The 10871-nt window shown below is 53.2% G+C and carries 16 protein-coding genes; all 16 read left to right on the forward strand.

Going from position 1 to position 10871, the window contains the following annotated elements; genetic code table 11:
• Nucleotide 1 precedes the first annotated feature (1 nt).
• The 16 genes from ON16_RS13480 to ON16_RS15680 are packed head-to-tail and all read left to right on the forward strand — an operon-like array spanning nucleotide 2 to nucleotide 10792.
• Entirely contained in the window at nucleotides 2–241 is a 240-nt protein-coding gene (locus ON16_RS13480) for a DUF6148 family protein (protein WP_040663676.1), read from the forward strand.
• A gap of 10 nt (nucleotides 242–251) precedes the next feature.
• Complete coding sequence (locus tag ON16_RS13485; protein WP_040663679.1) at nucleotides 252–1895, forward strand: phage portal protein; 1644 nt, start codon at nucleotides 252–254, stop codon at nucleotides 1893–1895.
• A 4-nt stretch (nucleotides 1896–1899) separates the two neighbouring features.
• Nucleotides 1900–3066 (forward strand): head maturation protease, ClpP-related, encoded by a 1167-nt coding sequence (locus ON16_RS13490; RefSeq protein ID WP_040663681.1) that lies wholly within the window; start codon nucleotides 1900–1902, stop codon nucleotides 3064–3066.
• A gap of 9 nt (nucleotides 3067–3075) precedes the next feature.
• Nucleotides 3076–3486 carry a hypothetical protein gene (locus ON16_RS13495; protein ID WP_040663682.1) on the forward strand — a complete coding sequence of 137 codons (411 nt, stop codon included), beginning with the start codon at nucleotides 3076–3078 and terminating at the stop codon, nucleotides 3484–3486.
• Nucleotides 3487–3500: 14 nt separating this feature from the next.
• Nucleotides 3501–4562, forward strand: a complete 1062-nt coding sequence (locus tag ON16_RS15140; protein WP_051131768.1) for a major capsid protein — start codon at nucleotides 3501–3503, stop codon at nucleotides 4560–4562.
• Nucleotides 4563–4574: 12 nt separating this feature from the next.
• A complete protein-coding gene (locus ON16_RS13505) occupies nucleotides 4575–4883 on the forward strand; it encodes a hypothetical protein (RefSeq protein WP_040663684.1) in 309 nt (102 codons plus the stop codon).
• Nucleotides 4884–4895: 12 nt separating this feature from the next.
• Complete coding sequence (locus tag ON16_RS13510; RefSeq protein WP_040663686.1) at nucleotides 4896–5228, forward strand: hypothetical protein; 333 nt, start codon at nucleotides 4896–4898, stop codon at nucleotides 5226–5228.
• A 46-nt stretch (nucleotides 5229–5274) separates the two neighbouring features.
• Complete coding sequence (locus tag ON16_RS13515) at nucleotides 5275–5490, forward strand: tail protein X (protein WP_040663799.1); 216 nt, start codon at nucleotides 5275–5277, stop codon at nucleotides 5488–5490.
• A 12-nt stretch (nucleotides 5491–5502) separates the two neighbouring features.
• The gene (locus ON16_RS13520) at nucleotides 5503–6345 is read left to right on the forward strand and encodes a hypothetical protein (protein ID WP_040663688.1); all 843 of its coding nucleotides are present in this window, start codon (nucleotides 5503–5505) and stop codon (nucleotides 6343–6345) included.
• A 4-nt stretch (nucleotides 6346–6349) separates the two neighbouring features.
• Entirely contained in the window at nucleotides 6350–6649 is a 300-nt protein-coding gene (locus ON16_RS13525) for a GPW/gp25 family protein (protein WP_040663690.1), read from the forward strand.
• Nucleotides 6646–7746, forward strand: a complete 1101-nt coding sequence (locus ON16_RS13530) for a baseplate J/gp47 family protein (RefSeq protein WP_040663692.1) — start codon at nucleotides 6646–6648, stop codon at nucleotides 7744–7746. The genes ON16_RS13525 and ON16_RS13530 overlap by 4 nt, the downstream gene beginning before the upstream one ends.
• On the forward strand, nucleotides 7743–7985 hold the full coding sequence (locus ON16_RS13535) for a hypothetical protein (protein WP_040663694.1): 243 nt from the start codon (nucleotides 7743–7745) through the stop codon (nucleotides 7983–7985). Before ON16_RS13530 ends, ON16_RS13535 begins: the two co-directional genes overlap by 4 nt.
• A complete protein-coding gene (locus ON16_RS13540; protein WP_040663697.1) occupies nucleotides 7982–8896 on the forward strand; it encodes a phage late control D family protein in 915 nt (304 codons plus the stop codon). Before ON16_RS13535 ends, ON16_RS13540 begins: the two co-directional genes overlap by 4 nt.
• Nucleotides 8897–8907: 11 nt before the next feature.
• A complete protein-coding gene (locus ON16_RS13545) occupies nucleotides 8908–9459 on the forward strand; it encodes a phage tail protein I (protein WP_040663699.1) in 552 nt (183 codons plus the stop codon).
• Between the two features lie 14 nt (nucleotides 9460–9473).
• Nucleotides 9474–10412 carry a phage tail protein gene (locus tag ON16_RS15145; RefSeq protein ID WP_051131769.1) on the forward strand — a complete coding sequence of 313 codons (939 nt, stop codon included), beginning with the start codon at nucleotides 9474–9476 and terminating at the stop codon, nucleotides 10410–10412.
• Entirely contained in the window at nucleotides 10412–10792 is a 381-nt protein-coding gene (locus ON16_RS15680) for a hypothetical protein (RefSeq protein WP_144032135.1), read from the forward strand. Before ON16_RS15145 ends, ON16_RS15680 begins: the two co-directional genes overlap by 1 nt.
• Nucleotides 10793–10871: the final 79 nt, after the last annotated feature.

A 10871-nucleotide genomic window follows, 5' to 3' on the forward strand; every position in this document is an offset into this window, starting at 1 on the left:
CATGGCAGAAACGAGGTTGGAAATGCTGATTCGCCGTAGAGATCAGTATATTGCGGCAGAAGATGCGATTTTGGGCGGAGCACAGTCCTATTCGGTTGGTTCACGGCAGCTGACGCGTGGTAGTTTGAAGGAAGTGCGGGCAGCAATTGCAGATTTGGAAAAAGAAATTGCGGCGGAACAATCTGTCGCGGCGGGACGTGGGCGGAACTGTGTAAAACGAGTCGTGCCATTGGACTACTGAGGGGGACGGCATGAACGGATTTGAAAAAGCGATCTCTGCCATTTCACCGAAGTGGGGAGCCTCCAGATCGGCGTTGCGGGCGAAGATTGCGCAGTCGGAAATGGATGCGGAACGATACCAGACAATAAGGGCGGTTATGACCGGATACAGCGAGGGCGGAGCATCGCATAGAAGTAAGGCGTTCCGTGGGAATCACGGCGTATCCGCAGATCCGCAGAGTGATATTGACGCCAATCTTCAAACACTGATCTCCCGGTCAAGACTCGCCTATATGACATATCCGGTGGCCACCTCGGCAGTGAACACAACGCGAACGAATGTAATCGGAAGCGGACTTCACCTGAAAGCGAGACTGGATTACGATCTATTACATCTTACTTCTGAACACGCCGAGGCTTGGGAAAACAAAATCGAACGGGAATTTTCACTATGGGCAGAAAGTAAACTTTGCGATATCTACCGCTTGAATAATTTTTACGAGATGCAGAGTTTGTTTTTCATGGGGGAGCTAATGAACGGCGACGGAATATGTCTGACGCCAATGGAAAAACCTACGAAATTCATGCCATATGGATTACGCCTGCGGCTGATCGAATCGGACAGGCTTTGCACGCCGGGGACGGAACTGGCGGCCTACGGAGGCCGACCGGTGTACTGGGGGCGCAACGAGAAAAACGGAAATAAAATCTATTCTGGCGTGGAGTTTAATGCGGCGGGTACGACGGTGGCCTATTGGTTTTCGTCCAGATATCCGTACATGCCGGGACAACCAGAGACGGACCCGCTGACATGGACGCGGGTACCGGCATACGGTGAGGAAACTGGAAGGCAAAACGTATTGCATATGTTTGAGCCGGAGCGAGCAGAGCAGCGCCGCGGTGTACCGTTTTTGGCCCCAGTGCTGGAAGAGCTATCTCAGTTGACCAAGTATCAAAAAGCCGAACTCATGGCAGCCTTAGTCAGCGCTCTTTTCACGGCTTTTGTTACAACAGGCGGGTCTACGTCAACGCTTCCAATAGGCGAAGCGGTGGACGGCGAAGATCCCGGAACTCTGGCGGTTGCCGCGGGAGGAAAGGGAGATGATGAGTACAGACTGGGGAATGGAGCGATTGTGACGCTGGCGCCGGGCGAGAATGTAGAGTTTGCTGATCCGAAACGTCCGAACACGGCGTTTGAGGCATTTGTGTCGGCGACATGTCAGGGAATCGGGGCCGCACTGGAAATTCCAAATGAATTGCTACTGAAAAAGTTTAGCGCCAGCTTTTCGGCATCCAGAGGTGCGCTGCTAGAAGCGTGGAAAATGTTTCGGATGCGCCGTGAGCGCATGGTGAGTCAATTCTGTCAGCCGGTATACGAACTGTTCCTAACGGAGGCTGTTGCTGCCGGACGCATTCATGCACCAGAATTTTTCAACGATCCAATTATTCGAAAAGCGTGGTGCGCGGCGGATTGGAATGGGCCGGCAGCCGGAATGCTAGACCCGCTGAAGGAAGTACAGGCAGCAGAAAAACGTGTTGCGAACGGTTTTGCGAGCCGAGAGGAAGAGACTCGTGGACTTACCGGAGGAGACTTTAAGCGCAACGCTATCCAGTTGAAAAACGAGAACAGGCTACTTGTGGATGCGCAGGCAGTACCTGATGTGAAAGGAGTATGAAATAATGCCTGAGGATGCAAGAGCGGTGAAACAAATGCGAACACTTCGAATTGCGTTGATGGAAGTCAGCTCCACCGTGACGGAAATTCACATTGACGATTATATCGCCAAAGAGAAGGAGCGTAATTGGTGGACGGGAGAAGTGATTGGAACAGAGGTCACGAGTAAAGAGTTCATCGAACGGTTGGACGGTGTCACAACGCCGGAGGTTGTGGTAGTAATTAACAGCGGTGGCGGCGATGTCTGGGAAGGAGCTGCCATCGCCAATGCAATCAGAGACAAGCGTAGCGCCGGAATGAAGATTACGGCAAAGGTACCAGCACTCTGTGCGTCTGCCGCTATGGACATCGCCTGCGCCTGCGAATCAGTGTCCATCTATCGAAATGCATATATGATGATCCACGAGGCACGCGGCGGAGCATGGGGGCGAGAGGAAGATCTCCGCAGCACCGCTGAAATGTTGAAAACAATGAACTCGGCTGTTGCGCAGAATTACTCCAAAAAGTGCGGGGAGTCCATGGAACAAGTGCTCCAGTGGATGAATGAAACGAAGTGGTTTTGCGGGCAGGAGGCTCTTGATGCAGGGTTTGCAGATGTTCTGCTGGACGAAGAAACTGAGCAGACGGTGACAGAGCCGCAGGATCCGCAGCAGTTGTTCCTGCTGAACGGTGCGGCGGTGGCTGCCACAGACATTTCAAAGGCCCCGGCAGCGCTGAAAGCGCTGATGAATAAAAGGCAGATCAAAAATCAAGGACAGGAAGGAGATCCCAAAATGGCAGAGATCAAGACCATCGAGGAGATGAAGCAGGAGTATCCTGCGCTGTGCAAGCAGATGGAGGATGCTGCGGCAGAGGCGGCGGTGAAGCAAGAACGTAGCCGCATGAAGGCGCTGGACGCCGTTGCGGATAAGGTTCCGGCGGAGATGATGGAAGAGGCAAAGTATGACAAGCCCTGTGATGCGCAGGCGGTTGTCTATCAGGCCGTCAAGGATGGAAAGCTGGTCAACAGCGTGGTGCTGGGTCAGCTGGCAAAGGACGCGCGCCCGACGGGGGAGGTCCCAGCGGGCGCAAACGGTGGGACACCGGAGGGAACTGCGCAGCTGACCACAGACGAGAAACACCGCGCGGAGGCGCGCGCGAGCTTTGAAGAGATCGCGAAAGCCAGAAAGTGAGGGTAAAAAATGAGCAGAGAAGTATTTAACTATGACGGCCTGATCGCCGGAGATGTTACCGAGATGGCGGCGACTATCGCGGTCAGTCAGGAGATCAAACGCGGAGATCTGCTGGTGTCCGCAACAACTGACGGCGTTCCTGCCGTTGGATTTTCTAAGGCGACCGTCAACCCGTCCACGGGGAAACTGACGGTTACCGGAGCGGTAACGGCGGTTTCGTTGACCGATTATGTGTATGCAATTGCCGCGGAGGACGTGACTACTACGTCCAGCGCAACCGCGAAAACTTCCGTTTACAAAAACGGATATTTTAACAAGGCGAAGGTCGGACTTCCGTCAGAGTTTGCTGAGGGCAATAGACTTGCCCTTTCTGTGCAGGGAATTATCCTGAGCGACGGCAAGTCCGGCGACATTTCTTGAGGAGGTAAGAGAAAATGGCTATTGATATTTTTGACCCCATTGAGCTTCAGGAGGCGGTACGCGTGATGCCGCATAAAGCGTCTTTCCTGAAGGACACACTTTTCAACAGCGACAAGCTCCACGCCACAACGGACGTGATGGTGGACTTCAAGAAGGGACAGCGCAGGGTAGCAACCTTCGTCAATGACAACGCCGTGGCACCGGTGACCGGGAAGATTGGCTATGCTACGAACACGTTTGAAACGCCTTTGGTGTCCCCGAAAGATGTGACTACCATTCTGGACACCATGAAGCGCGTTCCGGGTGAGGTGCTGATGAACTCCGGTATGACACCGGAGGGACGCGCACGGGAGTTGCTTCTGGATGCGCTGACCGACTTTGAAACCCAGATTATTCTGCGTGAAGAGGTCATGTGCGCGCAGGCCCTGTTCACCGGAAAGATTCCTGTGATTGGCGAAGGTGTAAACCGCACAATCACGTTCAGCGGATTCACGCACAACGGCAGTGCGTCCACCCTTTGGGACGCAAGTGGTTCAACCGCAGACCCCATTGAGGATCTGAAGGTATGGGTTTCTGCCTGCCAGAAGGACGGAAGCCGGACACCCACTATCTGCGTGTTCAGCCCAAACGCCTACGCCGCGTTTGTGGCGCGTTGCATGGCAATCGGGTATTTCGATCAGGCCAACTATCTGAACGTAGCAATCGATCCCAGCTTTAAAGCCGAGAATGTGAGCTACTGTGGATATCTGAAGGACCCGGCGCTGGAACTGTACGTATACAACGACTGGTATCAGGATGACTGGACCACGCCCGGGACCGTGACTACACTGCCGATTATCCCCAAGGGTAAGCTGCTGCTGGCATCCCAAAATTGCCACTTCCCGACTCATTATGGCGTTCTGGCATATGCCGACGAGGCTTCCGGTGAACTGCGGAGCGTTATGGCAAAGCGCCTTGCGGACAGTTGGATGCAGAAGGAGCCTGCGGCACGTTTCCTGAAGCTGATGTCCCGACCGCTGCCCTGCCCTATTGAGGTGGACAGCTGGTATGCTGCAACTGTTGCGGCAACGACCTGATAGGAGAAGACGATGAAAAAAGCGAATGTGAAGAAGAGTAACCAATCGACGGACGGCCTGATGGCCGTCCGCGTCGTTTGTGGAACAGTGCTGCATGGCGGTGTAATTTACGGCGTAAACGAGCAGTTGCAGGTAAATGCAGAGCAGGCGAAGGCACTGATTTTCAACGGATATGTTGAAACTGCTGAACCAGCGAAGGCCGGAACCGACAACGCCGAACCTGCGGATGCCGAGCAAGACACAGGTGACCAAGAGACTGCCGAGAGCGGAGAAGAAGGGCGAAACGAAGAAGGACCGGAAACGGGATTGCCGGAGGAATGAGGTAAAGCCAACGTGAATTTTAAAGATCAAATGCAGCGGGATCTGTCTTCCGTGTTTATGAACACGGAAGAATTCGCGGATTTCTTCACAATCAACGGATGCGCTATCAAGGCTGTTGAGGACGGAGAAGATTTGATTCGCCGCATTCAAACAGACTACGGCGGAATGGCGATTGGCGATTTGATGCTGCACGTTCCTGAAACCGAATGGGCAAAGGTGCCAAAGGTATCGAATCCTCCACATCAGGGAGACGCAGTCACCGTGGGAAAAATACCGGCAATTGTGTTCACCTGCGCGAGAAATCAGGGGATGCTGGACATCATCTTCCAGTACAAGAGGAAGTGATATCGTGAAGGTGCAGGCTATGAAGCGGAACAGGAGGCGGTATCCTTTGGCTGATGTCTACCAGAAGAAATATGTTTCCTCACAGGGAGAGCGATGGGATACCATCGCTCTCGCCTTTTATGGAAATGCCTTGAATGTTTCACCGTTAATAGAGGCAAATCCAAAGTACCGAAGCGTCGTGGTATTTCCTGCTGGGTACGAGTTGACGATCCCAATTTTGGAAGAGAACGCCGCAGAGAGCCTACCGCCTTGGAAACGCTGAGGGGGAGTAAACATGAGCGTTGGTGCATTTGGAGATCATGAATTCGGAGTATCGGAGAACTGCATTCGAATTCCGAAAGATTTTGAGTTCACGGAGAGCCTTAATTTTGAAATGCAGAGCAGAACCGGAAAAAAGCCGGCGACTTACGTCAAAGGGCAAGGGGAAATGACGTTTCCAATGGCTATCCATCTGGACGCGCGGATGCTGGATACCGACATTGTATCGGAGATTGGTTGGTGGACCGACGCCATGCGCAAGCAGAAAAAAGAAAAACTGTATCTGTTTGGGCATTATTGGGGAACCAATAGCTTCATCGTGACATCTGTGCATCCATTCAACACCCGGACAGTTGGAAAGACCATGCTGTCCTGCGATCTTGAGGTTACGTTGACGGAGTGGGTGGCGGAGGGAAGCGCTGAGAAGAACAGTACCAGTGCTGCTGCCACAGACGTCAAATACGCTGCATCATCAGTGACTAAAAAAGCAGCTGATGTAAAATCATCGCAAACTTCGGCCACATCGGCTACGGTAAGTCCAAGAACAGCCGAACAGATTGCAAAGGCACAGGTGGCTACCGCTACTGTAACGGTTCTGGCCGCTACAAAAAAGACGGGGACGCTGTTGCTAGCAGCGGCAGGAAGCCGCGGCGGCGGAAGAGTTCAGCAGATGCATCCCGGAAAGGTACTATCGGTTGAGGATGGAGCAATCTTGACCGTTACGTGGGACAGCAGCAAGACCTACTGGGTGAAAATATACTACGCCAGAGGAGAAACACAGCTGGCTTATGGGAACAAGGGGAAACTTGGGCCGGTCCAGATAAAAAGCGGAGTGGTAATTAAAGCGTGTTGGAGATGATCGAATGACAATTGCGGTAAATGTGAGTGAAAGCGTAGACTGGGAGGCCGATGCCAATGCGCAGCTGAGAAACAACATCCTAAACATTCTAAAAACTAGAAGGGGAGAAGTTCCGTTTATGCCGGGGCTGGGGCTGGAAGGAAAATATACCGGCCACCCGGTATCAGAGATCGGCCCAGCGCTGCGAAATGATATCACAGAACAGCTTGAAAAGTGGATGCCAGGGGTTGAGATTGGGAGCATTTCGATCACCACCGATGCAAGCGGGAACTTGAACGTAGAAGTTGAGGTGAATGGGACATGAGCCTTTTTGTAGAAACAGATGTTGAAACGACAGTCAAGGAACTGCTGGCCGACTTCGAAGCGGAAACGGGAACTGTTCTGGCCGCAAGCGATCAACGGAGAATCTTTCTAATGGGATTCGCGTATGCGCTGGCGGTGTTTCGGAACGATTTGGAGGAGACTGGAAAGCTCAATCTGCTGCGGTACTCTTCCGGAGAGGCGCTGGACGCCATAGGGGAGTTGATGGGTGTGAGAAGAGGTAACGCGGCGGGGGCCAAATGTACACTGAAATTTACGCTGTCGGCGGTGCAGGCAAGCGCGGTATATATCCCGGCCGGGACACGAGCGACGCCAGACGGAAACCTGTTTTTTGCCACGGATGAAGCGCTGGTAATTGCTGCGGGGGACCAGACCGGGACCGTTGGGGCGACTTGCACGGTAGCAGGAGAAGCGGGAAACGGCTATGTAGTAGGGCAAATCGACACGCTGGTGGACGGTGTGACCTACGTAATCTCTGTGACTAACACCACAGAATCGTCCGGGGGAGCAGACAAAGAGGGAGATGACGATTTGCGGGATCGTATCCGGGAGGCTCCGTTCAGCTTTTCCACATGCGGGCCGACGGGGGCTTATAAGTATTGGGCAATGTCGGCATCTTCAGATATCGCGGACGTGGCGGTGGACAGCCCAAGCGCCGGGACCGTGCGTATCGCGGTGATCAAATCGGGTGGCGTTATTCCGGAATCAACAGATGCGGTGATGGCAGCGGTTTCTGCCGCGTGTTCCGCATCGGATCGGCGCCCGCTGACGGATAACGTCTCCGTGGTGCCGGCCACGGCAGTGGAGACATCCATAACGCTGACCTACTACGTATCAAATGACGACATCGGGCAGCTGGCCGCCATTCAAGAGGCAGTGGATGCCGCTGTGGAGGAATATAAAGCGTGGCAGACGACCTCCATCGGGAAGGATATCAACCCTGACAGACTGCACAAGATGGTTATGGATGCAGGGGCATCACGCTGCACAATCACTGCGCCGGTCTACACAGCGGTTACATCTCCAAACGTGGCCCAGTTTACGGCCACGTCGGTTACATTCGGAGGAATGAGCGAATGAGCGGCGGAGTCGTAATGGGTGTGATATCCGCAGTCAACGGAAACGAGGCGGAGGTAAGTTGCCCAGAGTTGGACGGATGCGTCACCGCGGCGCTTCCGCTGCTCAGCCCAAACCATGACCGCTATGTGATTGATTCAAGAGGCGTGGAGTGCCCAGTACAGGAACGGTACCACGTCGGTCAGTGGGTCATTGTGGCGGTATGCGGAGAAGATATTAACAAAGGCGTGGTGATCACATGAACCTGATTTACAACGGAGTGGACATCACCGAAAGCGTTAGCCTGACTAATGGAAAGTTGGTAGACAGCGGCGGAGGGCAGGCAGATATGGCGACGCTGGCTTTTTCAGATACGGGGAAATTGTGGGGTGGATGGAACCCATCTAGAAATGACACCATGGAGGTAAAGACGGGAAACTTTTCAACCGGAAAGCTGTTTGTCCACGCCATTGATTACCCGGACGGAGTTTGCACCGTGCGGGCAGTATCCGTGCCACGGGATGCTTATCGGCCACGGGATAAAATCTGGAGAAAGGTATCTCTGATGGAAGTGGCAAACGATGTGGCGAATCGGTGCGGGCTGACACTGAAGACCTATGATATTGCGGACCGCAAGTATAAGGCCCTGACACAGCAGAACATGGCGGACCTCGCATTTCTCACATGGCTATGCCTGCGGGAAAGCATCGCTGTGAAAGCCTGCAACGGAAATCTGGTGTTGTTTTCAGAACTGGCATTTGAGCAGAAAACGCCGCAAATCACCATCAAACGCAGCGATGCAGAGGATGCGGTGACGTTTCGAACGGGGGCAGCACTGGCCGGATGCACCGTTAAGGGCGCCACATTTGGGGTGGGGGCGTTTTCGGGGACGGCGAAAGATGTGAACGGGACCGGAGCCAAGACGATTAGCGAGACGGTGTGGACACAGGGGGAAGCGCAGCGATTTGCCAGCGGGTATCTGCGGGCAGCCAACAAGCATTTTAAAACGGCGGAGCTTCCAATGCGGTCACTGACGGAAGTAGCCGGAGGAAGTACCGTGATGCTGTCAGGGTTTGGAACAGGAAACGACGGGAACTGGTACGTTGAAACCGTCTCACATGATCTCAAACATACGACAAGCGCGCTGCAACTGCGGCGCGCTTTGGCCTATTAGGAGGTGGGAGCTTGAACGCATCGGAAATCGATCTAAAAAGTTTGCTCCCGGTATGGATGCAAGATGATACCACCGCGGCGGGGATGGCTTATGCGGTCGAAAATCAGCTAAAAAAGGTTGCGGCGGAGATATCTCTGGTGGGCATATATGCCCGTATTCCTACAATGGGGAAGGATCTGCTGGACCAAGTGGCGTGGAGCCTGAACATCCCGGAGTACCGGAGCGAATACGGGACGGATGTGAAGCGTCGACTGGTGCAGACGGCCATTCAGACACACCGCCTGCGTGGCACGAAAGCGGCTGTGGAAAAAGTTGTGACGGATATTTTCGGTGACGGATGGGTGGAGGAGTGGTTTGAGTATGGTGGTGGAGCCTATAAATTCAAGGTGCATACTACAAACATTGGAGCCGTCGACGCTGATGCAGCAGCTTTTGACCACGCGGTGGAGAACACTAAAAACCTGCGTAGTGTCCTAGAGGAAATTGTGATTGAAGCCTCCGGTCAGCTGATGATGTATGCGGCGGCGGTGATACGAGTTCAGGAAACCATCTACATTAACTAAGGAAGGGGAAAGCTATGGCGTCTTTTCCAACAATGACCGTGACAAATGCAGGACAGGCGGTGCTTACAAAAGGCTTGTCCGGCAAAACTCTGTCATTTACAAAGATCGTGCTAGGAGACGGACAGTTGAATGGACAATCAATTTCCGCGCTCACTGCGCTGATCAGCCAGAAAGCAGTTTGCAATGTTACGAGAAAAAGCATAACGGGTGGAGCATATCAAGTGGGAGGACTGCTGCTGCCGGAGAACATTACGACGGGATTCTACTGGAGGGAAATCGGACTGATTGTTATAGATCCGGATACCAGCGCAGAGGTTCTGTATGCCTATGCAAATGCAGGAACGGCTACGGATTACATCGATCCAAACACAACGGACACGAGATTTGAAAAAAATATCTATGTCAACACCAAAATCACTTCTGCGTCCAATGTCACAATTGAAATCCCGAGTTCGGATACTTATGCGATGGCTGTTCACGCAAGCCAACATGCCGCCGGGGGGAATGACCCAATTACTCCAGAAGCGATTGGAGCAGCGAAGGTAAATCACACGCACACAGCGCAAGATGTTAGCGCAGACCCGTCCGGAGCTGCGGCGGCAGTGCAGGCCAATCTTGATGCCCACGCCGGAAATACCACGGCACACCTTACGGCGGCGGAGCGGACGGCATGGAACGGGAAGGCAAACACCGTGACGCTGACCTGCACCGTGCCAGTGGCATGGACGGCATCCGGGGACTTCTTTTACCAAAACGTATCTGTGCCGGGAATGCTGGCGTCGGACAACCCAACGCCGGGCATCCTGTTTGGCGGCGACAACGCCGCTAATAAGCTGTACGATGAAGCGTTTGGCAAGGTGCTGCATATTACCACCTACGACAACCTGATACAGGTCTGGTGTACCGAGGCCCCGACCGTGGCGCTTCCGCTGCAATTTAAGGTGGTGCGGTAATGGGTGAGGCATTAGTATCCCGCAGGGGCTGGGGAAGTGGCAAGGAAGTTAAAATTACGCCAGCGTACAGTAATTCTGATGGAAAATCATGTTTTTTGATATCATTTCGGCAGGCGGATATTGCAGGGTTCCGCCTTTGTGCTGTTGTCAATTTCAAATGGGCTTCTAACATTGAGACATGCTTCATTATTGCTAAATACCCTTGCGCAAGCACAAGCGATGTTGTTTCGGCGCTGCACAGAAAAAATTCAACTAGCATTAGCCAATTCAGCCCGTCAAGCGTAACGGTTGAGAATGGATATGTAAAGATAGAATTTACCTATGGATATGTCAGCCAACCGTTTGAATTTCTTGATGTTGTCGCAATTAAAATCCAATGATAGGGAGGAACAGTCCATGAAACGGAAACAAAAGTCCGTGTACGTACACACACACACACACACACACACACACACACAC

Source organism: Oscillibacter ruminantium GH1 (assembly GCF_000307265.1).
Taxonomy (GTDB): Bacteria; Bacillota; Clostridia; order Oscillospirales; family Oscillospiraceae; genus Oscillibacter; species Oscillibacter ruminantium.

Coding starts and splice junctions, on each gene's coding strand:
- ON16_RS13480 (WP_040663676.1), top strand. CDS start 2: ATGGCAGAAACGAGGTTGGAAATGCTGATTCGCCGTAGAGATCAGTAT.
- ON16_RS13485 (WP_040663679.1), top strand. CDS start 252: ATGAACGGATTTGAAAAAGCGATCTCTGCCATTTCACCGAAGTGGGGA.
- ON16_RS13490 (WP_040663681.1), top strand. CDS start 1,900: ATGCCTGAGGATGCAAGAGCGGTGAAACAAATGCGAACACTTCGAATT.
- ON16_RS13495 (WP_040663682.1), top strand. CDS start 3,076: ATGAGCAGAGAAGTATTTAACTATGACGGCCTGATCGCCGGAGATGTT.
- ON16_RS15140 (WP_051131768.1), top strand. CDS start 3,501: ATGGCTATTGATATTTTTGACCCCATTGAGCTTCAGGAGGCGGTACGC.
- ON16_RS13505 (WP_040663684.1), top strand. CDS start 4,575: ATGAAAAAAGCGAATGTGAAGAAGAGTAACCAATCGACGGACGGCCTG.
- ON16_RS13520 (WP_040663688.1), top strand. CDS start 5,503: ATGAGCGTTGGTGCATTTGGAGATCATGAATTCGGAGTATCGGAGAAC.
- ON16_RS13525 (WP_040663690.1), top strand. CDS start 6,350: ATGACAATTGCGGTAAATGTGAGTGAAAGCGTAGACTGGGAGGCCGAT.
- ON16_RS13530 (WP_040663692.1), top strand. CDS start 6,646: ATGAGCCTTTTTGTAGAAACAGATGTTGAAACGACAGTCAAGGAACTG.
- ON16_RS13535 (WP_040663694.1), top strand. CDS start 7,743: ATGAGCGGCGGAGTCGTAATGGGTGTGATATCCGCAGTCAACGGAAAC.
- ON16_RS13540 (WP_040663697.1), top strand. CDS start 7,982: ATGAACCTGATTTACAACGGAGTGGACATCACCGAAAGCGTTAGCCTG.
- ON16_RS15145 (WP_051131769.1), top strand. CDS start 9,474: ATGGCGTCTTTTCCAACAATGACCGTGACAAATGCAGGACAGGCGGTG.
- ON16_RS15680 (WP_144032135.1), top strand. CDS start 10,412: ATGGGTGAGGCATTAGTATCCCGCAGGGGCTGGGGAAGTGGCAAGGAA.